This is a genomic window from Brachybacterium sp. Marseille-Q7125 (genome assembly GCF_023062615.1).
Classification (GTDB): Bacteria; Actinomycetota; Actinomycetes; order Actinomycetales; family Dermabacteraceae; genus Brachybacterium.
Window position 1 is genome coordinate 36289 of record NZ_JALLAL010000014.1, and the last position, 21430, is coordinate 57718.

Annotated in this window: 20 protein-coding genes; 12 read left to right on the plus strand and 8 right to left on the minus strand. The window is 70.8% G+C overall.

Going from position 1 to position 21430, the window contains the following annotated elements:
- Nucleotides 1-2: 2 nt before the first annotated feature.
- From MU407_RS05405 to MU407_RS05420, 4 genes are read right to left on the minus strand one after another with little or no spacing between them, the layout of a single operon-like run.
- Nucleotides 3-1343 carry a sugar ABC transporter substrate-binding protein gene (locus tag MU407_RS05405; protein WP_102234957.1) on the minus strand — a complete coding sequence of 447 codons (1341 nt, stop codon included), beginning with the start codon at nucleotides 1341-1343 and terminating at the stop codon, nucleotides 3-5.
- 31 nt (nucleotides 1344-1374) lie between these two features.
- A complete protein-coding gene (locus tag MU407_RS05410; protein WP_246955967.1) occupies nucleotides 1375-1548 on the minus strand; it encodes a hypothetical protein in 174 nt (57 codons plus the stop codon).
- Between the two features lie 34 nt (nucleotides 1549-1582).
- Nucleotides 1583-2464, minus strand: a complete 882-nt coding sequence (locus tag MU407_RS05415) for a carbohydrate ABC transporter permease (RefSeq protein ID WP_246955969.1) — start codon at nucleotides 2462-2464, stop codon at nucleotides 1583-1585.
- Between the two features lie 9 nt (nucleotides 2465-2473).
- Entirely contained in the window at nucleotides 2474-3337 is an 864-nt protein-coding gene (locus MU407_RS05420) for a sugar ABC transporter permease (protein WP_246955971.1), read from the minus strand.
- A gap of 162 nt (nucleotides 3338-3499) precedes the next feature.
- Here MU407_RS05420 and MU407_RS05425 point away from each other — a divergent pair, with 162 nt between their 5' ends.
- The 6 genes from MU407_RS05425 to MU407_RS05450 all read left to right on the plus strand — a co-directional run bounded on the left by MU407_RS05425 (nucleotide 3500) and on the right by MU407_RS05450 (nucleotide 10542).
- The gene (locus MU407_RS05425; RefSeq protein WP_246955973.1) at nucleotides 3500-5017 is read left to right on the plus strand and encodes a mannitol dehydrogenase family protein; all 1518 of its coding nucleotides are present in this window, start codon (nucleotides 3500-3502) and stop codon (nucleotides 5015-5017) included.
- Nucleotides 5018-5264: 247 nt separating this feature from the next.
- Nucleotides 5265-6728 (plus strand): aspartate kinase, encoded by a 1464-nt coding sequence (locus MU407_RS05430; protein WP_246955975.1) that lies wholly within the window; start codon nucleotides 5265-5267, stop codon nucleotides 6726-6728.
- The gene (locus MU407_RS05435) at nucleotides 6725-7834 is read left to right on the plus strand and encodes an aspartate-semialdehyde dehydrogenase (protein WP_246955976.1); all 1110 of its coding nucleotides are present in this window, start codon (nucleotides 6725-6727) and stop codon (nucleotides 7832-7834) included. The genes MU407_RS05430 and MU407_RS05435 overlap by 4 nt, the downstream gene beginning before the upstream one ends.
- A 179-nt stretch (nucleotides 7835-8013) precedes the next feature.
- Nucleotides 8014-8721 carry a TetR/AcrR family transcriptional regulator gene (locus MU407_RS05440; protein WP_246955978.1) on the plus strand — a complete coding sequence of 236 codons (708 nt, stop codon included), beginning with the start codon at nucleotides 8014-8016 and terminating at the stop codon, nucleotides 8719-8721.
- Nucleotides 8722-8782: 61 nt separating this feature from the next.
- Nucleotides 8783-9181: a PRC-barrel domain-containing protein gene (locus MU407_RS05445; protein ID WP_102234948.1), complete on the plus strand. Its 399-nt coding sequence runs from the start codon at nucleotides 8783-8785 to the stop codon at nucleotides 9179-9181.
- Between the two features lie 32 nt (nucleotides 9182-9213).
- Nucleotides 9214-10542 (plus strand): ROK family transcriptional regulator, encoded by a 1329-nt coding sequence (locus MU407_RS05450; protein WP_246955980.1) that lies wholly within the window; start codon nucleotides 9214-9216, stop codon nucleotides 10540-10542.
- On the opposite strand, the gene MU407_RS05455 is transcribed toward MU407_RS05450, so the two are convergent.
- Complete coding sequence (locus MU407_RS05455) at nucleotides 10487-11998, minus strand: polysaccharide deacetylase family protein (RefSeq protein ID WP_246955982.1); 1512 nt, start codon at nucleotides 11996-11998, stop codon at nucleotides 10487-10489. The two genes, MU407_RS05450 and MU407_RS05455, sit on opposite strands and share 56 nt — an antisense overlap.
- Nucleotides 11999-12141: 143 nt before the next feature.
- On the opposite strand from MU407_RS05455, the gene MU407_RS05460 reads away from it, so the two are divergent.
- The 5 genes from MU407_RS05460 to MU407_RS05480 all read left to right on the plus strand — a co-directional run bounded on the left by MU407_RS05460 (nucleotide 12142) and on the right by MU407_RS05480 (nucleotide 18046).
- Complete coding sequence (locus MU407_RS05460; RefSeq protein ID WP_246955984.1) at nucleotides 12142-13563, plus strand: phosphoglucomutase/phosphomannomutase family protein; 1422 nt, start codon at nucleotides 12142-12144, stop codon at nucleotides 13561-13563.
- On the plus strand, nucleotides 13560-14351 hold the full coding sequence (locus tag MU407_RS05465) for a sugar phosphate nucleotidyltransferase (RefSeq protein WP_246955986.1): 792 nt from the start codon (nucleotides 13560-13562) through the stop codon (nucleotides 14349-14351). Before MU407_RS05460 ends, MU407_RS05465 begins: the two co-directional genes overlap by 4 nt.
- Nucleotides 14348-15625, plus strand: coding sequence for a galactokinase family protein (locus tag MU407_RS05470; protein ID WP_246955988.1), 1278 nt, complete (start codon nucleotides 14348-14350; stop codon nucleotides 15623-15625). The genes MU407_RS05465 and MU407_RS05470 overlap by 4 nt, the downstream gene beginning before the upstream one ends.
- Entirely contained in the window at nucleotides 15622-16977 is a 1356-nt protein-coding gene (locus tag MU407_RS05475; RefSeq protein WP_246955990.1) for a M20/M25/M40 family metallo-hydrolase, read from the plus strand. The genes MU407_RS05470 and MU407_RS05475 overlap by 4 nt, the downstream gene beginning before the upstream one ends.
- A gap of 136 nt (nucleotides 16978-17113) precedes the next feature.
- Nucleotides 17114-18046, plus strand: a complete 933-nt coding sequence (locus MU407_RS05480; RefSeq protein ID WP_246955993.1) for a hypothetical protein — start codon at nucleotides 17114-17116, stop codon at nucleotides 18044-18046.
- 31 nt (nucleotides 18047-18077) lie between these two features.
- On the opposite strand, the gene MU407_RS05485 is transcribed toward MU407_RS05480, so the two are convergent.
- Nucleotides 18078-19211: a Gfo/Idh/MocA family oxidoreductase gene (locus MU407_RS05485; RefSeq protein WP_246955995.1), complete on the minus strand. Its 1134-nt coding sequence runs from the start codon at nucleotides 19209-19211 to the stop codon at nucleotides 18078-18080.
- Entirely contained in the window at nucleotides 19208-19972 is a 765-nt protein-coding gene (locus tag MU407_RS05490; RefSeq protein ID WP_246956005.1) for a sugar phosphate isomerase/epimerase, read from the minus strand. The genes MU407_RS05485 and MU407_RS05490 overlap by 4 nt, the downstream gene beginning before the upstream one ends.
- Before the next feature lie 170 nt (nucleotides 19973-20142).
- On the opposite strand from MU407_RS05490, the gene MU407_RS05495 reads away from it, so the two are divergent.
- On the plus strand, nucleotides 20143-20811 hold the full coding sequence (locus MU407_RS05495; protein WP_246955997.1) for a TetR/AcrR family transcriptional regulator: 669 nt from the start codon (nucleotides 20143-20145) through the stop codon (nucleotides 20809-20811).
- Here MU407_RS05495 and MU407_RS05500 read toward each other — a convergent pair.
- A partial coding sequence (locus tag MU407_RS05500; protein WP_246955999.1) for an LPXTG cell wall anchor domain-containing protein occupies nucleotides 20812-21430 on the minus strand: 619 nt, incomplete at its 5' end.

Sequence of the window (21430 nt, forward strand, 5' to 3'; positions counted from 1 at the left end):
CCTCAGCCCTCCATCGCCGCGTTGCCGGCTTCCTGCGCCTGCGGGACGCCCTCCTCGGCGGGCAGGCGGCCGATGAAGATCTCCTGGAAGATCGGGATCGCGGCCATCAGCCCGTCGTTCGCGCGCTCGCCGGTGTCCGCGGGCGCTGGATCCTTCGCCGCCTCGACGAACACCGAGACATCCACGCCCTTGTCCGCCCAGAAGTCGATGAACGCATCCTGCGCATCCACATGGCCGGGGAAGGAAACGCCCTGCTCGCCCAGCGGCAGCTGGCCCTCCTTCGAGCCCAGCCAGGTCAGCAGCGCGGCGATGCCCTCCTGCTGGTCCTCGTCGGCCTTCGCGTTGCCCACCGCGACCACGCCGTGGACCAGGGACTTTGCGCCCGCCGGGCCCTTCACGGGCGGGGCGATCGCCCACGGGAACGAATCCGCGACCCCCTCGCTGATGGCCAGCAGGTTGTACGGACCGGACTGGAACAGCCCCAGCTTCCCCTGCGTGAACAGGTCTCGGGAGAAGTCACCGTTCTCATTGGTGTCCGCGGCCGACGGGGCCACGTGATCCTCGTTCACGAGCGCCTGCATGTAGTCGAAGGCCGCGATGCCCTCCTCGGAGGCGAAGACGTAGCGGTCATCCTCCTGCCAGGTCGCACCGTTGGAGGCGAGGAAGGGGCCGATGATGGCCTGTCGGTCTGCGGCGGAGTTGAAGCCGTACTGCTCGCGGGCATCGGCCGCGAAATCGTCCTCGCCCGGGTGGCGGCCGTCCTTGTCGAGGGTCAGGGCCCGCGCGGCGTCGCGCAGCGAGTCGGTCTCCGCATCCGGATCGAACTCCAGGGCCTCGGGGTCCACGTCGGCGGCCTCCACCAGGTCCTGGTTGTAGAACGTCGCGATCGAATCCCAGATCTGGGGGACGCCCCACAGCTTGTCGTCTCGCGTGTACAGGTCCACGACGGACTTCTCCCACTGGTCGGCGCCGCCCTCGACGACGTCATCGATCGCCAGCAGATGCCCGGCATCCGCGTAGCGCACGAAGTTCGCGGAGTTCATCCAGTACACATCCGCGGCGTCACCGCTCGCGGTGTCCAGCGGCAGGCGCGTCCAGTAGTCGTTCCACGGGACCACATCGATCGTCACCGACCAGCCGGTCTCCTCCTTGAAAGCGGCGAAGGACTCCTCATAGGCGGGCACGGCGTTCTGCTCCCACAGGCGGAAGGTGAGGCTCTTCTCCCCGCTGGCCTCACCGCCGCCTTCGTCGCCGCCTCCGCTCGAGGACGGAGAGCAGGCGGCGGCCACGCCGAGCAGACCGGCGGCGGCAGTGGCAGAGAGCATGGTGCGGCGAGTGAACATGGAGACGTCCTTCCGATGGGCGATCACCCCATTATCTCTGCCTAGACCCGGTCGTGGGGGACGTGAGGGCGGCGGGGATGGACCACGCGCGAGCCAGCGGCGGCGGCAGCACCCGCGGATCATGCGGCAGCACCCGGGCGAACAGCCACCGCGAGAGGTGCCGACGCATCCCGCGGCGCAGCGTGTGCGCCAGCTCGATGCTCATGGCGCCAGCGTACGGGACCGCTTGCCCGTCGGCCCTACCGGAGCGTCTCGCCCACCGAGCGGGTGATCTGCTTCTGGAACACGATCATGAGGATCACCAGCGGCAGCACCGCAAGGGTGGTGCCGGCCATGACGAGGGTCCAGTTGTTGTTGTACTGCGACTGCAAGGACGCTGTCGCCACGGTGATCACGCGCCATTCAGGCCCGGAGGTGATCACCATCGGCCACATGAAGCTGTTCCAGTGCGTGACCACCGTGATCAGCACGAGCGTGACGATGATCGGGCGGTTCAGCGGGACCACCAGGCTCCACAGCAGCCGCAGCGTCCCCGCACCATCGACCCACATCGCGTCGATCAGCTCCCCGGGCACACCGCGGAAGTTCTCGCGCAGCAGGAAGATCGCGTACGGCGAGCCCAGCACGAAGGGGATCACGAGCGCCCAGAACGTGTTGCGCAGCCCCACCTCGGACAGCATCAGATACAGCGGCACCACCACCACGACCTGCGGCACCATGAGCGTCGCGACATACACCCAGAACAGCAGGTCACGGCCAGGGAAGCGCAGCAGCGCGAAGGCGTAAGCGGCGAGCACCGAGAACACCATCTGGCCGACCAGGATCACCGCGACCATCTGCACGGTCACGACCACGGGGGTGAGGAAACCATCGGGCGTAGTCAGCAATTCGACGACATTGTCCAGCACCGGCGGGGCGGGGATCGAGAGCGGGCCCTGCTGCGCGAACTGGCGCGTCGAGGTCACGGCCGTCATCACCGAGACCGCGAACGGCCCCAGCGTGAGCAGGACCGCGACCAGCAGCACCAGGTAGGTGGCGACGTAGCCCAGGAGCCGACCGGGGGAGCGGTGACGGGATCCGGTGCGGGGCGCGTCGGGCTGTGCTGTGGTGTCGTGAGGCATCGGCGCTCCCTAGCTCATGTCGTAGGTGACGCGCGAGGAGAACCAGCGCTGCTGGATCAGCGTGATCACCACGAGCAGGACGAACAGGATCACAGCCACCGCACTCGCGCGGCCCAGGCGGCCGGAGACGAAGGCCTCGTTGTAGATCAGGGAGGCGATCACCTCGGTGCGACGCTGCGGACCGCCGCCGGTGAGCGCGAAGACCATGTCGAACACCTGGAAGCTCGCCACCACCTGCGTGACCGCGAGGAAGAACGTGGTGGGGCGCAGCAGCGGGATGGTCATCGCGGTGAGCCGACGCAGCGGGCCCGCGCCATCCAGGGTCGCGGCCTCGTAGATCGAGACGGGGATCCGGCCCAGGCCCGCCTGGAAGAACAGGGAGATGTAGCCGACGTTCTGCCAGATCGCCACAAACGCCACCGCCGGCAGGGCGAGCGACGGATCCGTGAGCCACTCGATCCGCACCCCCAGGATCTGGTTCAGCGCGCCGACGGAGGGCTGGAAGATCCACTTCCACACCACGCCCAGGGCCAGCGGTGCGCACACCCACGGGATCACCACGACCACGCGGGCCACCGCCGAGCCCGGCAGGGCGCGCACCAGCTGGGTCGCGAGAATCAGCCCCAGCACCAGCGAAACCGGCACCGAGATGAGCGTGAAGATCGCGGTGACCAGCAGGGAGTTGGCGAGCACCCCGTCGGCCAGGAGGCTGCGGTAGTTCTCCAGGCCCACGAACTGCTGCTCGCCCAGCAGGCTCCACCGGAACAGCGAGACCACGAACGCGAGTGTCACCGGCAGGATGAGGAACGCGGTCACGCCGATCAGGCTGGGCGCGATGAGCAGCCAGCCCGCCAGGGGACGACGCGGGCTCACGCCGCGCTCCCGCAGATGGTGGAAAAGTCATTCACCTGCACCACGGTAGTCCTCCGCGGCAATCCGCGCGGCGCGGGCCCGTGCGGCCCGGGCCCGTCGGCCCCGCGCCCGGCGACGTCGGCCCGATAGCCTCGTGAACCAGACCACCCCGGAAGGACCCCCATGACTGCGCTGACCGCCGCCGCCCTGCCCCAGATCGCCCAGGAGGGCCGCGTCGCTGTCCCGGATTACCCGCTCGAGCAGCGCCAGGTCGGGATCGTGCACATCGGCGTGGGCGGTTTCCATCGGGCCCACCAGGCGATGTACCTGGACCGCCTGATGCGCGCAGGACGCGACCTCGACTGGGCGATCTGCGGGGTCGGCCTGCTGCCGGGCGATGCCCGCATGCGTGATGCCCTCGCCACCCAGGACGGCCTGTACACGCTGGTCACCAAGGCGCCCGACGGGTCGCGGGAGCCACGCGTGATCGGCAGCATCGCCGAGTATCTTCACGCCCCCGAGAACCCCGAGGCCGTGCTCGCGCGGATGGCGGACCCGGCGGTGCGGATCGTGTCCCTGACCGTCACCGAGGGCGGCTACAACTACAACCCCTCCACCGGCGAGTTCCAGGAGTCCACGCCCGAGGTGGCCGCCGACATCGCCGCGGACGTCACGACGAGCGCGCCGCGCACGATGTTCGGGTACGTGGTGGAGGCGCTGCGGCGTCGGCGCGAGGCGGGGACCGCTCCGTTCACTGTCATGTCCTGCGACAACGTGCGCGGCAACGGGGATCTGGCTCGGCGCATGATGCTCGCCTACGCCGAGCTGCGCGACGATGCCGGCGGCACCGGGAGCGAGCCGATGGCGCCGTGGATCCGCGAGCACGTCGCCTTCCCCAACTGCATGGTGGACCGCATCACCCCCGTGACCACGCCCGAGGACGTGGCGATGGTGGAGCAGGACTTCGGGATCGCGGACCGATGGCCGGTGGTCAGCGAGGACTTCGTGCAGTGGGTGCTCGAGGACCATTTCCCCACCGGCCGACCCGCCTGGGAGAAGGCGGGCGTGCAGATGGTCGACGATGTCGAGCCCTACGAGCTGATGAAGCTGCGCCTGCTGAACTGCTCCCACCAGGCGATCGCGTACTTCGGGCTGCTGCTGGGGCACACCTACGCCGACGAGGCCGCCGTGGATGCGGACCTGGCGCCGTTCACGCGCGTGCTCTACATGGAACGGGAGGGGGCGCCGACGGTGCCCCCCGTGCCCGGCATGGACCTGGACGCCTATCAGGACCAGCTCATGGAGCGTTTCGCGAACGTGCATGTCAAGGACACGCTCGCGCGGCTCGCGGCGGAGAGCTCCGACCGGATCCCCACCTGGCTGATGCCCGTGATCCGCGAGAACCTCGCGGCGGGTCGGGACGTGAGCGCCTCGGCGGCGATCGTGGCGTCCTGGGCGCGCTACGCGGAGGGCACGGGAGAGAACGGCGAGCAGTGGCCGGTGGTGGATCGCCTGCGCGACCGCGTCATGGGTGCGGCCGCCCAGCACGACGAGGACCTGCTGGCGTTCCTGCGCGACGAGGAGCTGTTCGGTGACCTTGTGGAGCACGAGGCCTTCACGCGGCCGTACCTCGCGGCGCTGACCACGCTGCGCGAGCGCGGAGCCCGCGCCCTCCTGCGCGACCTCGTGCAGACGCTCTGACCCGCGCGGGGCCCTGCCCTGCCTGGCCTGCCTGGCCTGCCCCGCCCTGCCCCCTCGCCCCGTCGGACCTCCTAAAGCGCACACGGGTACGTTTTCGTGGGAATCGATGGTCAATTTCCACGGAAACGTAGCCGTCTTGGCGGGGTAACGGGCGCGTGCCCGTGGGACGGCTCGGCAGGTCCCGGCGGGGCGCTCGTAGACTGGCGGACGCCCCTGCCCCCGCACCCCACGCCGAGAGGAACCGCCGATGAGCCTGGTCGTCCAGAAGTACGGGGGATCCTCCGTGGCCGATGCGGATGCGATCCGCCGCGTGGCCCGCCGCATCGCCCTGTATGCGCAGGCCGGGCATCAGGTGGTCGTGGTGGTCTCGGCGATGGGCGACACCACCGATGACCTCATCGACCTGGCCCACCAGGTGGCCCCCACCCCGCCGCCGCGCGAGCTGGACATGCTGGTCACCGCCGGGGAGCGGATCTCGATGGCGGTGCTGTCGATGGCCCTGAACGCCCTGGACGTGCCCGCCCGCGCCTACACCGGCTCGCAGGCCGGGCTGATCACCGATGAGGAGCACGGCCGCGCCCACATCCTCACCGTCACCCCGGGCCGTATCGAGCAGGCCCTCGAAGCGGGGCAGGTCGCGATCGTCGCCGGCTTCCAGGGCGTCTCGAGCACCACGAAGGACATCACCACCCTGGGCCGCGGCGGCTCGGACACCACGGCGGTGGCGCTCGCGGCGGCGCTCGGCGCCGATGTGTGCGAGATCTACTCGGACGTCGACGGGGTGTTCACGGCCGATCCGCGCATCGTCCCCTCGGCCCGCCGCGTCCCCTGGATCACGAGCGAGGAGATGCTGGAGCTCGCGGCGAACGGCGCGAAGATCCTCATGGCCCGCAGTGTGGAGTACGCGCGGCGCTATGACGTGCCGCTGCATGTGCGCTCGAGCTACTCGGGGCGCCTGGGCACCGTGGTGTCCGATGATCCTGCGCGTGAGATCCCGGTGGACCCGACCGTCACCGTCCGCACCGCCGAGGTCGCCCGCCGCGACGCCGCCGATCCCAGCAAGGAGATCCCCGTGACGACACCGTCGCCCCAGAACCAGAACCAGAACCAGAACCAGAACCAGAACCAGGACCCGACCGCCGCGCCTCAGCCCGGCCTGGATCCCCACTGCCCGGATTTCACCGCGGAGGGCCTCGAGGCTCCGCTGATCTCCGGCGTCGCACATGACCGCAGTCAGGGCAAGATCACCGTGGTGGAGGTCCCGGACAGCCCCGGCAAGGCCGCGCTGCTGTTCGACGTGGTCGCCGCGACCGGCGCGAACATCGACATGATCGTGCAGAACACCTCCACCACCGACGACACGGTCGCGATCTCCCTGACCCTCCCGGAGGCCGACGCTCCCGCGGCTCTGGAGGCGATCGAGCAGGCGCATGAGGCGATCGGGTACGCGGAGGTGCGCTACGACGACCAGATCGGGAAGGTCTCGATCGTCGGCGCGGGCATGCGCTCCCACCCGGGCGTCTCCGCCCGCCTGTTCCGCTCCCTCGGGGAGGCGGGCATCAACATCGACATGATCTCCACCTCGGAGATCCGCATTTCGGTGGTCACCGACCGGGGCCGCCTCGATGATGCGGTGCGCGTGATCCATACGGCGTTCGGCCTCGACGCCGAGCAGACCGAGGCCGTGGTCTACGGAGGGACCGGACGATGAGCACCCAGCAGCCCACCACCCAGCACACCCCCGACTTCTCGGCCACCCCCGGATACGCGGCCGACGGGCCCGTGATCGGCGTGGTCGGTGCCACCGGACAGGTGGGCCGGGTCATGCTGACCCTGTTGGCCGACCGGGCGGTCGCGCATTCGCGGATCCGTGTCTTCGCCTCGGCCCGCTCGGCCGGCAGCACCGTGCGCTACGCGGACCTCGACCTCGTGGTCGAGGACGCCGCGAGCGCGGACCTCACCGCGCCCGGGCAGCAGGTGGACATCGCGATCTTCTCCGCGGGCGGCGCCACCTCTCGCGAGCTCGCGCCCCGCTTCGCCGCGGCGGGGGCGACGGTGGTGGACAACTCCTCGGCCTGGCGGCGAGACCCTGACGTGCCGCTCATCGTCTCCGAAGTGAACCCGCAGGACCTGGCTAAGCGCCCCAAGGGCATCATCGCGAACCCGAACTGCACCACGATGGCGGCGATGCCGGCCCTGAAGGCCCTGCATGACGATGCGGGCCTGACCCGCCTTGCGATCTCCACTTACCAGGCGGTTTCCGGATCGGGTGTCGCAGGCGTGCAGGAGCTCGCCGCGCAGATCCGCCGCGCCGCGGACCGCCTCGAAGAGCTCGCGCTGGACGGCTCCGCGGTGGATCTCGGGCAGCCGACGGTGTACGCGGAGCCGATCGCCTTCAACGCTGTCGCGCTCGCCGGCAGCCTGGTCGATGACGGCTCGGGGGAGACCGATGAAGAGCAGAAGCTCCGCCATGAGTCCCGACGCATCCTGGGTCTTCCTGACCTGGCCGTATCCGGGACGTGCGTGCGCATCCCGGTGCTGAGCGGCCACGCCCTGACCATCCACGCCGAATTCGCCGAGCCCCTCGCGGCCGAGCGCGCCCGGCAGCTGCTGGAGGCGGCCGACGGGGTGACCGTCATGGACCTGCCGACTCCGCTCAGGGCAACCGGCCATGATGGCACATTCATCGGACGGATCCGGCAGGACCAGGCGGTTCCAGGGGGGCGTGGCCTCATCCTCTACGTGGTTGCCGATAATCTGCGCAAGGGTGCGGCGCTCAACGCGGTTCAGATCGCGGAGCTGCTCGCCTCGCCCTGACCAGCGAGAGACGTCAGCCGAAGGAGCAGTCCAAGATGCGCGCTGCGGGTAGTTCCTCAACCGGTTCGGGCCCGGGCCCGGCGCCACTGTCAGCCCGGGCCTCGGACCGCACGCACACGGACGCTCCCGGCTCCCGAGGACCGGCAGCCGGGGATCCGCTCGCGAGGGCGCTGAGGGCCTTGGACTCGATCTCCTCGATCGACTTCGACGGCGGGGACGGACTGCGCACGGCGACGTCGGTCCCGAACACCCCCGGGACGGCCGATGGCTCCAAGGCCTCCTCCTCGCAGTCCTCGGGGCGGCGCGAGGCGATCCTGGATGCGGCCTCGGCACTGTTCGCCGAGCGCGGATATCACGGGGCGAGCCTGCGGGACATCTCGCGTCGGGTGGGGATCTCCCATCCGGGCATGCTGCACCACTTCTCCTCCAAGGAAGTGCTGCTCAGCGCGGTGATCGACCGGCTGGAGGCGCATGCGCAGGGCCTGCTGAACTCGGTGGATTCCCTCGCGGGATCCCCGCAGATGCTGCTGGCGGCGCTGGCGGGACCGTGGGATCCGCGCGGGCATCAGATGGCGCTGATGGCGACGCTATCCGCGGAGATCGTCAACCCGGATCATCCGGGCCGGTTCCGGATCGCGCGGCTGCGCCTGGTGCATGAGCATGTGCTGGAGAAGGCTCTCGAGGGCCTCGCGGAGGCCGGGTATCTGCGGGAGGGCGCGGGGCCGACGTTCCTGGCCCGCACCGTGTTCTCCGAGCTGCTGAGCCTCACGGTGCGTGAGCACACCGTCCGTGAGCTGCAGAAATCTGCGGTGGCTGATCCGATCGACGATGTGCGTGAGCTGATCGGCCTGCTCTTGGTCGACGCGAAGGACGACGCGAAGAACTGAGCCCCGCCCACCGGCGCATCCGGGCCCGCGGCAGGGAGCCGGATCGCTAGGATCAGGAGCTGTGAGCACTGCACCCTCTAAATCCCCGGCGCCGCCGCTGCGCCCGGCTGACCTCGAGGGCGTCACAGTGCACGGGGCCGACGGGGTCGTCGTCGGCCGCGTCCGCGACATCTACCTGCGCGATGCCACGGGCGAGTTCGCCGCCCTGGCGGTGATCCGCCGGCAGCTCAGCTCGCGCACGGTCCTGCTGCCGGCCACGGTGATCGCCGCCCTGCCGCGTGAGCCGGATCGGGAGCGCGCCGAACCCGACGGGCTGCACCTGAGCATCCCCGCCGCGATCGCCCGCGGCGGCCCGTGCCCGCCCGCGACCGGGCACGTCGGCGCCGCAGAGCTGCGCGAGCTCGAGCAGTGGTACGCCCGCGCCGCCCGGCCGGACGGTGCGACCCACGCCGCATCATGAGCCCGGCCGCCCGCCCGCGGAGCCACGCCGCAATGCGCAGCGCGAACCTCTCGCTGCTGCTGCGCGATCTGGCCGATCACGGCCCGAGCACCCGGGCGAATCTCGCCCAGCGCACCGGCCTGTCGAAAGCAGCGGTGACCTCGCTGGTCACGGATCTGTCGGAGCGCGGGCTGGTGCGCGAGGGCCCGACGCAGCGGCAAGGCGGCGTGGGCCGACCCGGCACCGCGCTCCACCTCGATCCCACGCGGGTGGCCGGCATCGGCATGGATCTCGCGGCGGATCAGCTCACCGTGTGCCTGCAGGACCTCGGCGGTGGCGTCCGGTTCACCACGGCGCGCCCTACCCCGTTCATCGCCGGCGGAAAGCGGGGACGGGACGCCGCCGCTCAGGGGGCCGACGGGCAGCCTGCCGCCGACGCTGAGCCCGCCCGCACCTACCCCGCGGCCACGGTCCTGGATCTTGCGGCGCAGCTGATCTGCGAGGCACAGCAGGTGGCCGAGGCGGCCGGACTGTGGGTCGCGGGCGTGGGCGTCGCCGCGCCCGGCCCGATCGACGAGCAGTCCGCGACGGTGCGCTTCGCCTCGAACCTCGGCTGGCAGCAGGTGCCGCTCGCCGCGGAGCTCGACCAGCGCCTCATGGGGGAGGAGCTGCCGGTCGCGGTGCAGAATGACGCGAAGCTCTCCGCGCTCGCGGCCGCCCCGCGCCTGGCCCGCCGCGGGGTTGCGGACCTCATCTATCTCACCGGCGATGTCGGCGTGGGCGCGGGCATCATCGTGGGCGGCAACCTGCTGCGCGGCTTCTCCGGCAGCTCCGGCGAGGTGGGGCACATCAGCCTGGGCGCACCGACCCCCACCGCCCCGCTCCGTGCCTGCCGCTGCGGCCGCCGCGGCTGCTGGGAGACGCTCGTCGGCCTCGAGGCGGTCCTGGACCTGCTGCCCGCCGAGGATCCCGGGCGCACCGCGGACTGGTCGATGGCGCGGCGCCTCGCCCGCCTGCGCGAGCTCGCCGCCGCACGAGAACCCGCCATCACGGAGGGCATGGCGCAGCTGACCACCGATCTCGCCCGGGGCCTCGGGGTGCTCACCGATGTGCTGAACCCGCAGGTCGTGATCCTCGGCGGGGCCTTCGGCGAGCTCGCCGAGCTGCTGGTCAGCCCGGTGCAGAAGGCGCTGGATGCGCGGCTGCTGGACCCCGCAGGTCGCGTCGAGGTGCTCGGCTCATGGCTCGGGCTCCAGGCCGCGGCTCGCGGCGGGGCGACGCTCGCCCTGCAGCGGGTGCTCGAGGATCCGCTGCGCGTCCCGCCTCTCAGCCCGCCTGCGAGTAGCGCTCGCCCGGGACCGGATCCGGCAGCAGCTGGCTGACGGTCACGAAGGTGAAGCCCGCGGCCTTCAGATCCTCGATCACCTGCGGCACCGCGTCGACGGTGCTGGCGTGGATGTCGTGCATGAGAGCGATCGAGCCGCTCGCCGGATTCTGCATCGCCGTGCGCGTCTGCGCAGGATCGTGGTGGCGCCAGTCCTCGGTGTCGATGTTCCACAGGATCTGCGCGACCCCCAGCTCCGCGGACACCTCATCGACGGTGCCGTTCGTCGCGCCGTAGGGCGGGCGCAGCAGGGTGGGCCGTGCGCCGGTGATCTCCTCGATCGTCGTGGAGGTGCGGTCGATCTCCTCCCGCACGGCCTCGGCGCCGAGGCCGGAGAGATCCGGGTGGGACCACGAGTGGTTGCCGATCTCATGCCCCTCGGCGACCTGCCGCGCGAGCACATCGGGGAAGGCCTGCGCCTGGGAGCCGAGGACGAAGAACGTCGCGGGCACCTCATGCTCGGCGAGGATGTCGAGCAGACGGGGTGTGGTCGAGCCGGAGGGCCCGTCATCGAAGGTTAGCGCGATGAACTTTCCGTCGCTGGGGTCCACCGGCGGGTGGACGGTGACCTCGGGGCGGTCGGGCAGGTCGGCTGGGGCCGGGTCGAGCGTTGCGGCGAGCGCCGTGCGGCCCGTCTCAGTTAGCCAGCCCGCACCGTCCGGGTCGGGTAGGGCGACGGCGGGGGCGCCCGCGGATCCGGGGCCGACGGTGTGCGAATCGAAGCCCACCAGCAGGTCCCCGTCGGCGGTGAAGGCGATCAGCGCGCTGCCCTCATCCAGTGCGGAATCCACCCATGCGGAGTCGACGTCTTCGATGTGGTCCTCGAGCTCCGTGGTGACGGCCTCGGTGATGTCCCCGAGACGCTCGGACACGAACAGGTCGCCGGGGGAGAGCACGCGCCCGGCCCGGGTGTCGTACCAGAGGCTGCGCCGCTCCTGCCCGGTGCTCGCGCCGGGGGAGTAGCTGGTGGTCAGCACGAATCCGGCGATGTCCGCGCTGAGCGCGGTGGCCTGCCAGGTGCCGGAGATCCACATCGGGGGAGTCTCGCTGTCGCCGCCATCGGAGGGGGCGGGCGGCAGGCCGTCGCGGAAGTCCTGTTCCTGCCCCTCGGCGAATTCTCGCGTCGCGGTGTTCAGGGTGTCGTGGCCGCCCAGCTGCGGGACCACGATGTGCATGTGCAGGGTGTTGTCGGAGATCGTGAGCACGTCGAGGTCCGGCAGGGCAGAGGGGTCGACGGCGGCTGGCTGCGGCCACGCGGGGGCCGGGGTGCCGACGATGTCCTCCCCGTCACCGCTGGTGCCCCCGTCGGAGGGGCCGCCACCATCGGAGGGGCCGGGCGATGCAGTGGGGTCGGTGCCTCCGCGGTCGGTGCAGGCACCGAGGGCGAGGGATCCCCCGAGGGAGGCCAGGAGCACACGGCAGAACTGGGAACGCGGCAACTCGGAACGCAGCACGCCGCCAGGTTACTGCGAATAACACAGGGGGGAACCTGTCGAAAGTCTTGACGGCATGCGCCCGTCGTCGTAGTTTGTTCACAACGTGAACGTATTGGCGGGAGGCTGCCCCACCCCGCCGCCCCGCCCGCGAAGGAGCATCCATGATCAGGTTCGGCACCGGTGGCTGGCGCGCCATCATCGGTGATGAGTTCACCCGCGCGAACGTCCGCTTGCTGGCCCAGGGCCTCGCGGACCGCATGCACGATGAGGGCGTCGCCGAGCGCGGCATCGTCATCAGCTACGACCGGCGGTTCCTCTCCGACGTCGCCGCCTGGTGGGCGATCGAGGTGCTGGCCGGCAATGGCATCCCGGTGCGCGTGATCACCCGCCCCGTGCCCACGCCGATGTGCATGTGGACGGTGAAGCAGCAGGAGGCGCCCTACGGCCTCGCCGTCACCGCGAGCCACAACCCGGCCCTGTACAACGGCATCAAACTCTTCACCGCCGGCGGGCGCGATGCGACCCTCGAGGTCACCGATGAGCTGGGTGAGCGCATCGCCCCGCTCACCGAGGCGGACGTGAAGGCCCTGGCCCCGCATGAGGCACGCAGCAGCGAGCTGGTCACCGAGCAGTCCTCGATCAACTGGTACCTCGACGCGATCATGGAGCAGCTGGACCTGGAGACCATCCGCCACGCCCATCTGCACGTGGTGCTGGACCCGATGTTCGGCGTCGCGCAGACCAGCATGCAGACCATCCTCATCTCCGCCCGCTGCCAGGTGGATGTCATCAACGCCCGCCACGATCCGCTGTTCGGCGGCCGCATGCCCTCCCCGGCGGAGGGGTCGCTGGCCCCGCTGCGGCAGGCCGTCCTCGAGCAGGGGGCGGATCTGGGCATCGCGACCGACGGGGATGCGGACCGCCTGGGCATCATCGATGACACCGGCGAATACCTGAGCCCCAACCAGGTGCTCGTGCTGCTGTACGAGTACCTGCTGAGCACCAAGGGCTGGTCCGGCCCGGTGGTGCGCAACATGTCCACCACCCATCTGCTGGACCGGGTCGCCGCCGCCCACGGCCAGGAGTGCCATGAGGTGCCGGTGGGCTTCAAGTGGATCAGCGCGAAGATGGCCGAGACCGGCGCGATCATCGGCGGTGAATCCTCCGGCGGCCTCACGGTGGCCGGGCACATCCCCGGCAAGGACGGCATCCAGGCCGGCAGCCTGCTGGTGGAGATGGTCGCAGCCTCCGGAAAGAAGCTCTCGCAGATCTACCAGGACATCGTGGACCGCTACGGGCGGCTCGAGATGGTCGAGGCCGCCTACGCGTACACTCCTGCCCGCCGCGAGGAGCTGCAGCAGCGCATCTTCGTCGAGCACGAACTGCCCTCCTTCGACCGCGATATCGCGCGGATCAGCTGGGAGGATGGGGCCAAGGTGTACTTCGCCGACGACTCCTGGCTGACCATCCGCTTCTCCGGTACCGAGCCGGTGATCCGAGTGTTCGCGGAGGCCCCGACCCTGGAGGAGGCGCAGCAGCTGGCGAGCGCCGTCGCCGACCATTTCGACCTGGGAGAGTCATGATCACCACCGCCGTCGTCCTGGCCCGGGGACTGGGCACCCGTATGCGCGCCGCGGGCGGGGAGAACCTGAGCGCCGAGCAGGCCGCCGCGGCGGCCAGCGGGCATAAGGCCCTGATGCCCATCGGCGAGCACTGCCTGGTGGACTATTCGCTGTCCGCCCTGGCCGATGCCGGGATCACCCGGGCGGTCCTGGTGGTCGCCCCCGAGCATGCCGAGTTCGCCGAGCACATCGCGCAGGTGGCCCCACAGCGCCTCGAGGTCCTCTTCGCCGTGCAGGAGGAGCCGAGGGGCACCGCCGATGCCGTGGCCGCCGCCCGGGAGGCGGTGGGGGAGGAGCCGTTCCTCATGGTCAACGGCGACAACCTGTACCCGGGCGAGGGTGTGCAGCAGCTCCTGGCCGCCCCCGGCAATGCCCTGCTGGGCTTCGAGCGCACCGCCCTGGTGGAGCAGTCGAACATCCCCGCGGACCGGGTCGCCGCCTTCGCGATCATCCAGCAGCAGGACGGGATCCTCACCGGCATCCTGGAGAAGCCCTCCGCGGAGGATCTCGCCGCCGCGGGTGAGAACGCCCTGGTGAGCATGAACTGCTTCGCCTTCACCCCGGAGATCTTCACCGCCTGCGAGCAGATCACCCCGAGCGCCCGCGGGGAGCTCGAGATCGTCGATGCCGTACGGGCCCTCGCGACCGTGCAGGTGATCCCCTTCGCCGGGGGCGTGTTGGACCTCTCCCGCCGCGAGGACATCGCCGATGTGCAGCGCCGCCTGACCGGAGTGGAGGTCTCCCTGTGACCGGCCCCGCCCGCACCGCCGCGACCTGGCGGATGCCCGGCCGCATCGAGGTGCTGGGCAAGCACACCGACTACGGCGGCGGCCGCGTGCTGGTGTGCGCCGTCGACCGCGGCATCACCGTCCGCGGCGAACTGACCGGCGGTGAGCCCGGGACCGTGCGAGCCCGCACCGATGTGCACCCCGATGCGGTGAGCCTGCGCAGCGGCGAGGAGCCGCCCCTGCCACCTGGGCATTGGGGCCGCTACGTCCACACGGTGCTCGAGCGGCTGACCAAGAACTTCGGGCCCCTGCCGGCCGCGGAGCTGACCGCCACCTCCAACCTCCCACCCGCCTCGGGCATGTCCAGCTCCTCCGCGCTGCTGACCGCCACGGCGATGGTCCTCGCGGACCTTGCGGGCATCACCGACTCCCCAGCCTGGACGGCGCAGATCACCGACCGGGTGGCGCTCGCCGGCTATGCGGCCTCGATCGAGAACGGCAAGACCTTCGGCACCTTCGCGGGCCGACCGGGGGTGGGCACCTCCGGTGGTTCCCTGGACCACACCGGCATGCTCACCGGGCGCGACGGCATGATCTCCTACGCCGAGTTCGACCCGATGCGCGTGATCGACACCGTGCCGCTCGCCAAGGACTGGTCCTTCGTGGTGGCCGTCAGCGGGGTGCTCGCCGAGAAGACCGGCGCCGCGCGTGAGGCCTACAACCGCGGCCCCGCCCTGCTGACCCAGGTGGTCCAGGAGTGGAACCGCCGCACCGGCCGACGGGACGCCTCCGTGCAGGCCGCGGTCCGCTCCCTGGTGGGGGAGGACCTTGAGGAGCCGCTCGCGGCGGAGGATCCGCGACTGGACCCGCTGCGGGAGATCCTGCCCGTCGGCGCCGAAAGGGACCGCCTGGAGCAGTTCCTGCGCGAATCCGGGGAGATCGTGCCGCGTGCCCACCAGGCTCTTCGCGCTGGGGACATCGAGGCGTTCGCCCAGCAGGTGGAGGTCTCCCAGCAGCTCGCCGCGACGCACCTGGGCAATCAGGTGCCCCAGACCATCCAGCTCGTGGACCTCGCCCGGGAGTTGGGTGCGGCGTCCGCAAGCTCCTTCGGGGCGGGCTTCGGCGGCAGCGTGTGGGCGCTCGTGCCCACCGCGGACGCCCCGGCCTTCGCCGCGGACTGGCTTGAGCGCTACCGCGCGGGCGGCGATGCCCCCGAGGGCGCCGATGTGCTCATCACCCGCCCGGGCGTGGCCGGGACGCGAGTGGACGGGGCGGCGGATAGCCTGGGTCGATGACCCTCGCCGAGCCGACCGCTGAGCAGCTGACTCTCCTGCAGGACGAGGCGGTGCGGATCACCCGCGAGCTGATCCGCATCGACACCACGAACTACGGCGGCCACGACCCGCAGACCTGGGGCCCGGGGGAGCGGGAGGCCGCGGACTACGTCATGCAGCTGCTGCAGGAGGTGGGGCTCGAGCCGGAGCTGCTGGAGTCCGAGCCGGGCCGGGCGAGCGTCGTGCTGCGCCTCCCGGGCCAGGACCGCGAGCGCGGCGGACTGGTGATCCACGGGCATCTGGATGTGGTGCCCGCGCACGCCGGGGACTGGTCGGTGGACCCCTTCGCCGCGGAGATCATCGACGGGGTGCTCTATGGCCGCGGTGCCGTGGACATGAAGGACATGGACGGCATGATCCTCGCGGTGGTGCGGCACCTGGCCCGCACCGGCCAGAAACCCCCGCGGGACCTCGTGATCGTCATGTTTGCTGATGAGGAGGCGGGCGGCACCTACGGCTCCCGCTGGATGGTCGAGCACCACCCCGAGGTGTTCGACGGCTGCACCGAGGCGATCAGTGAGGTGGGCGGCTACTCGATCACCCTGCCCACCCCATCGGGCACTGCGGAGCGCGCCTACCTGCTGCAGACCGCAGAGAAGGGCATGGCCTGGCTGCGTCTGCGGGCGTCCGGCCGTGCCGGCCACGGCTCGGTCCCCAATGACGAGAATGCGATCGTGCGCCTGGCCCGCGCGATCGCCGCGATCGACGCCCACGAGTTCCCCCGCGAGTACGTGGCGAGCGTGCGCACCCTGTTCGATCGGGTCGCCGACGTCACCGGGCAGGACTGGGATGAGGCGGACCCGGAGGCGTTCCTGCCGCTGCTGGGCGGGGCCCGCCAGTTCGTGGCCGGCACCCTGGCCGACAGCGCGAACGTCACCACCTTCCACGCCGGCTACAAGGGCAATGTCATCCCCCAGACCGCCGAGGCGCAGGTGGACTGCCGGTTCCTGCCCGGCCACGAGGATGCGCTGCTGGCGCTGATCGACGAGCTCAGCGGCGAGCACGTGGAGGTCATCGTGGAGACGCTCGGGGTGGCGCTCGATGCGCCCGATGACACCCCATTCGTCCACGCCATGCACCGCGCCATCCTCGCCGAGGACCCCGGGGCCCATCTGCTGCCGTACTGCCTGAGCGCCGGGACCGACAACAAGCAGCTCTCCCGGCTGGGGATCGCCGGGTACGGGTTCGCGCCCCTCCAGCTGCCCGCGGACCTCGATTTCGCCCCGCTGTTCCACGGCGTCGATGAGCGTGTGCCGGTGGAGGCGATCCGCTTCGGCGCCCGCGTGCTGCTGCGCCTCGTGGCCGACTGCTGAAGGGCCTGCGGAACCTTAGAAGGCGCCCTCGGGGTCTCGATGCTAGGAACCGGTGTTCACGATCTCAGCCGAAGGGGTGAATGCGCGAACTTCAGGCTCCGGCACTACGCTGCGGGGACCGGGAGGAGCTGAGGTCATGTATGAGGAGCAGACGCCGGGTGAGGCAGGAGCCGGCGTCGGGGATCCGGAGCGTTTCGCGCAGGTGCTGCGCGAGGCGATCGCGGGCAGCGGGCTGACGCTCGCGGCGATCAGCCGCACTCTGCGCCGCCGTGATCTGCCGGCGAGCCCCGCCACCCTGTCCTCGTGGCAGAGCGGCGCCCGGCACCCCGACTGGGAGCGTTCGCGCGAAGTCCTCGAGGCTCTTGAGGAGGTCGTGAAGATCGAGCCGGGGACGTTGTCGAGCCTGGTGGCGCCGCGGCGCCGACGGGGTCGTCCGCCGGAGCGCGGGGACCTGGCCATGCTCATGCCCCCGGGGACGAGCGCTGTGCGCGAGGCCCTGGTCGAGCTCGGGTTCAGAACTCCGGAGGACTTCCCGATGGAGCAGACCATCGTGGAGCACGCCCTGGTGGACACCGACGCCTCCACCCTCGAGATGACCTTCCTGACGCAGGTGAAGGCCACGGCCGATGGCATCTGCGCCCTGCCGAACGTGCATCTGCTGGAGACCGCGGGAGGTCCCGACATCCCGCAGATCGGCGCGCTCGGCGGCTGCCGTGTGGCCCGTCGGGTGAGCAAGCGGGACGGCACCGTGGTGGGGGCCCGGATCGAGGTGGACGGCCCCCTCCAGCAGGGGCAGGTGGCGGTCGTGTCCTACCGGGTGGCGCTGCCGGTGCAGATGGATGAGGTCACCGACATAAAATACTCCGTGTCCCGGCGCATCCTGAGCCTCATGGTCGAGGTCGAGTTCCGGGGCTCCCGGCCCCTGCGCGATCTGCGCACCGTCATCCATCCCGAGCCCGGGGAGGTGACCTGCCGCCCCGCCGTTCTGGATCAGCGCGGCCGCGTCCAGTGCGCCGTGACCGGTTTCGGCCCCGGGCTTGTGGGCGTGACCTGGAACTGGGCGGACTGAACCGCGCAGTCCCAGGTCACTGCCGCTCAGCTCACAGGGTCTGCGCGGTCGGGTCGAAGTCCGCGGGGACCACCGGGATCTCAGGAGCCGCGGAGTCCACGCGCACGAACTCGCCGCGCTCGGCGGATTCCTCGGCGCTGAGCATCACATCCAGCACGTGGTAGCCCACTGCGCCGCTGGCCACATGCGGGCGGTCCTGGGCGATCGCGCGGACCATGTCCAGCAGCCCCAGGCCCCGGCCGGTCGTCGGCCCCGCGGGCGGCACCTCGATCCACTCCTGCTCCCCGGGTGTCTCCCCGGAGGGCTCGAAGGGCCGCACATACGCCACCCGGCCCTCGAACATGTTCGGATCCGGCACCACGAGCGAGCCTTCGGTGCCGTGGATCTCCACGACCCCTTGCCGCGCGAGCGGCGAGTCGAAGCTGACCAGCGAGGTGCCGGTCTGCCCGCCCGCGAAGCGCGTGAGCACCGAGATCGTCGACGGCGGGATCACCGGGAAGCGCTGCCCGGCCTTCTCGCCGACCAGGATCTCTCGCTCCTCGCTGGCCTTCAGCCCCATCGCCGCCACCTCGGTGATGGATCCCAGCAGGTTCACCAGGGCCGTGAAGTAGTAGGGGCCGATGTCCAGCAGCGGGCCCGCGCCCTTGGCGAACAGGAAGGCCGGATCGGGGTGGAACACCTCGGGGCCCTGCCACTGCATGGAGGTCTGCGCGAACAGCGGACGGCCGATCAGCCCGTCGACGATCGCCCGCCGCGCGGTCTGCACTCCCGCGCCGAGCACCGTGTCCGGGGCGCAGCCCACGCGCAGCCCCGCCGCTTCGGCATCACGCAGCAGCTGGGCGGTGGACTCTCGGTCCAGGCCCAGTGGCTTCTCGGTCCACACGTGCTTGCCCGCGGCGATCGCGGCAGCGGAGACCTCCGCGTGCACGGCGGGGATCGTGAGGTTCACGACCACCTGCACCTCGGGGTGTTCGAGCACGGTCTGCGCGGTGCCGTGGACGGGAATGTCGTATGTCTGCGCCTGGGTGGCGGCGCGCTCGGGAATGAGGTCGCCGATCGCGAGTACGCGCACATCGGGGAAGGTCGCGAGGGTGCGCAGGTACTGGTCGGAGATGAACCCGGCGCCGATGACGCCGATGCCGACGGGGCTTTCGAGGGTGGTCATCGGGCAAGTCCCTTCTCGAGGAGGAAGCGGTGGCTGTCGGCGATGTCGGCGAAGACGTCACCGGGGGCGTGGTCGTACTCGATCACGGCGTACTGCACCTGGGTCGCAGCCTGCATCGCCTCGGCGGTGGGGACGTCCCCCTCACCGGCGTGGCGCTGATCCAGGCTGTCGGAGGTGAAGGCGGGGGCGCCGGGCGCGAAGGGGTTCGACGCCGGGGCCACACCGTCCTTGACGTGGATGGCGGTCAGCCGCGGGCCGATCTCGCGCACGAGGCCGACGACGTCCTGTCCGCCCACAAGCGCCCAGAACAGGTCCAGCTCGATCTGCACCGCATCGTCGGTGAGCTCGAGGAAGCGCTGGTAGGCGGTCTTCCCGTCGAAGTCGGCGAGGAACTCCTGGGCGTGGTTGTGGTAGCCGACGGCCAGCCCGTACTCGGCGGCCTTCTGGGCGGCGGTGTTCAGCCGCTCGGCGGTGTCCTTCACCCCGTCCTCGGTGAGCCAGCGCTCAGTGGGGACCATCGGGTCGATCACGACCTGCATCCCGATCTCGGCGGCAGCCTCGAAGACCACCTCATTGCTCGGGGTGGGGATGGAGCCATCCGGGGTCCACAGCTCATCGGACAGCAGCGGCGCATGCCCGGTGGGGGAGGTGAGGCCGGTGGCATCCAGCGCCGCACGGATCTCCTTCGGGCGGCGCACGAAGTCGAAGGCCTCGACATGCTGCAGCCCGATCTCGGCGAGCTTCGCCAAAGAGCCGTGCATATCGGCGGTGAATTCCTGGGCCAGCGTGTACAGCTGGACGGAGGCGAGGGGAAGCTCGGTGGGGTCCTGGGGTGGTGTCACGGTGACCTGCTTTCGTCCTATCGCGTCAGGGTGCGTCGAGCCTAACAGTGAAACCACCGCGTGGAGGTTTTTATGGCAGGCTCGGATTCATGAGCACTGAGGGGAAGGACGCCGACGCCGCGGAGCCCACGCGGGGCCGCGGTGCGATCGGCCGCGCCGGCTCCTATCGCAAGGGCATCGCCCGGCGTCAAGAGATCCTGGATCGCGCGATCGAGGTGTTCCGCGCCCGCGGCCCTGAGGGCACGTCACTGCGGCGCATCGCCGAGGCGATCGGCGTCTCCCACGGCGCCCTGCTGCACTACTTCGCCTCCCGCGAGGAGCTGCTGGTGGCGGTATACCAGCACCATGAGCAGCGGGAGGGGCAGGAGCGGGCCGATGGAGGCCGCGAGCGCGCCGCCGAGGTGATGGCCAATGCGGCGGTGCGCAATGTGCACGTCCCGGGCCTGGTGCAGCTGTACTCGACGCTGCTGGCCGCCGCCCTGGAGGCGGAGCAGGGCCCGGCGAACGAGTACTTCACCGCCCGGTTCGAGCGGGTGCGCGGGAACCTCGCGCGTCGACTGCGCGAGGATCAGGGGGCAGGACTGGTGCGAGCTGATGTGGATCCCGCACGGATGGCCGCGCTGATCGTGGCGGCATCAGACGGGCTGCAGATCCAGTGGCTGCTGGATCCCTCCGTCGCCCTGCAGCGCACCCTCGAGGATTTCGCGGTGCTGCTGGCCTCAGCAGGCACAGAGCCGTCAGCGCCAGGGCAGGGCTGATCAGCTGCGGCGACGCCGCGCGTACCAGAGCATCCCGGCCCCGCCGAGCAGGGCGAGGGCACTCAGGCCCACGAACGCGCTGGCCTCGATGCCGGTCTGGGCGAGCTCACCGCCGCCATCGGACGCCTCCGCATCAGAGCCCTCGCTGGAGCCGGTGCTGTCCGCGCCGGTGCTCTTCCCGCCGAAGGACAGGAACGCCCGCAGGATCTCTACGGCGCTCAGCCGCTGTTGCTCGGTGACGGTGGGCCCGGCAGCCGGGAAGTCATTGGTCGCCGATCCGGGAGCCGCCGGTGCGGGCGCCGACGCAGCCGGCTGCTGTCCACCGGCCTGCACATCGCCATCGCGGTTCCCGCGGTCATCGCTGTTCCCGCGATCGTCGGAGCCCTGCTTCTCATCGCTGCCCCCGGTCTCGGGAGCGGAATCGCCCGGAGCTTCTTCACCGGGCTCTTCGTCGCCGGACTCGTCTTCGCCGGACTCGTCGTCGCCGGGGTTGTCGTCGCCGGGGTTGTCGTCGCCGGGGTTGTCGTCGCCGGGGTTGTCGTCGCCGGGGTTGTCGTCGCCGGGGTTGTCGTCGCCGGGGTTGTCGTCGCCGGGGTTGTCGTCGCCGGGGTTGTCGTCG

Excerpts from the sequence above, each read along its gene's own strand:
- MU407_RS05485 (WP_246955995.1), bottom strand. The coding sequence starts at position 19,211 with ATGACCACCCTCGAAAGCCCCGTCGGCATCGGCGTCATCGGCGCCGGG.
- MU407_RS05435 (WP_246955976.1), top strand. The coding sequence starts at position 6,725 with ATGAGCACCCAGCAGCCCACCACCCAGCACACCCCCGACTTCTCGGCC.
- MU407_RS05410 (WP_246955967.1), bottom strand. The coding sequence starts at position 1,548 with ATGAGCATCGAGCTGGCGCACACGCTGCGCCGCGGGATGCGTCGGCAC.
- MU407_RS05415 (WP_246955969.1), bottom strand. The coding sequence starts at position 2,464 with ATGCCTCACGACACCACAGCACAGCCCGACGCGCCCCGCACCGGATCC.
- MU407_RS05430 (WP_246955975.1), top strand. The coding sequence starts at position 5,265 with ATGAGCCTGGTCGTCCAGAAGTACGGGGGATCCTCCGTGGCCGATGCG.
- MU407_RS05490 (WP_246956005.1), bottom strand. The coding sequence starts at position 19,972 with ATGCACGGCTCTTTGGCGAAGCTCGCCGAGATCGGGCTGCAGCATGTC.
- MU407_RS05405 (WP_102234957.1), bottom strand. The coding sequence starts at position 1,343 with ATGTTCACTCGCCGCACCATGCTCTCTGCCACTGCCGCCGCCGGTCTG.
- MU407_RS05480 (WP_246955993.1), top strand. The coding sequence starts at position 17,114 with ATGTATGAGGAGCAGACGCCGGGTGAGGCAGGAGCCGGCGTCGGGGAT.
- MU407_RS05465 (WP_246955986.1), top strand. The coding sequence starts at position 13,560 with ATGATCACCACCGCCGTCGTCCTGGCCCGGGGACTGGGCACCCGTATG.
- MU407_RS05450 (WP_246955980.1), top strand. The coding sequence starts at position 9,214 with ATGCGCAGCGCGAACCTCTCGCTGCTGCTGCGCGATCTGGCCGATCAC.
- MU407_RS05495 (WP_246955997.1), top strand. The coding sequence starts at position 20,143 with ATGAGCACTGAGGGGAAGGACGCCGACGCCGCGGAGCCCACGCGGGGC.
- MU407_RS05475 (WP_246955990.1), top strand. The coding sequence starts at position 15,622 with ATGACCCTCGCCGAGCCGACCGCTGAGCAGCTGACTCTCCTGCAGGAC.
- MU407_RS05460 (WP_246955984.1), top strand. The coding sequence starts at position 12,142 with ATGATCAGGTTCGGCACCGGTGGCTGGCGCGCCATCATCGGTGATGAG.
- MU407_RS05425 (WP_246955973.1), top strand. The coding sequence starts at position 3,500 with ATGACTGCGCTGACCGCCGCCGCCCTGCCCCAGATCGCCCAGGAGGGC.